This window comes from Desemzia sp. FAM 23990, assembly GCF_045528485.1.
Classification (GTDB): Bacteria; Bacillota; Bacilli; order Lactobacillales; family Carnobacteriaceae; genus Desemzia.
Genome location: NZ_JBGQQW010000065.1, coordinates 1 through 655, shown reverse-complemented (window position 1 = coordinate 655; position 655 = coordinate 1). Strand labels below are relative to the sequence as shown.

At 39.2% G+C, this 655-nt stretch carries 1 protein-coding gene; it reads left to right on the top strand.

The genetic code is table 11. The features are described from left to right. Positions 1 to 53: 53 nt before the first annotated feature. Positions 54 to 655 (top strand): UPF0236 family transposase-like protein (locus ACEN4I_RS13435; protein ID WP_407127855.1); only part of this gene is annotated, 602 nt, incomplete at its 3' end.

Below are 655 nucleotides of genomic sequence, written 5' to 3'. Positions count from 1 at the left end.
AACCAAAACATAAAAAGAAAGTTCCCTTTCTGTTCATAGAAGGCGATGGTTTAATGTATAAGGCGACTAAAAAGAAACGAGGAGAAATTCATCGTATTCAAATCGCCGAAGGAGTAGAGAAAAATGGGAAACGAACTCGTTTAATCGGGGCTCACTATTTTTCTTCCACTGAAAGCGCAGCGGATGCTTGGACTCTGGTACAAAATTATCTTTTTCTACACTATGACTTGTCTAACACAGTGGTGATTTCAAACAGTGACGGCGGATCAGGATATGAATTTAGTCAATTTAATGAAATAGTCACGGGTTGTTTATGTCATGAACACGTAAGAGATGCCTATCATGTGAACCAAAAGATCAAGCAACGCCTGAACTTCGTTCCTGAGCTGCAAGCAGAATTAAAGAAAGCTATCCGCCATCATGACTGGTCTGAAATTGAGCTTGTTTTAACCACAGCAGAAAGCACGATTTTAATAGATGAAGAAGAAGTGGAAACCCATCAAAAAGAGCAAATCCGGTTATTAAAGGGCTATTTAAATCGGAATTGGGATTATTTAATGCCTCTTTATAAAAGAGGGCTTGGAGAGAATCTTAGAGGCATTGGAACATGCGAGAGTAACCATAGACCTTATAGTTACCGAGTAAAAGGACACGG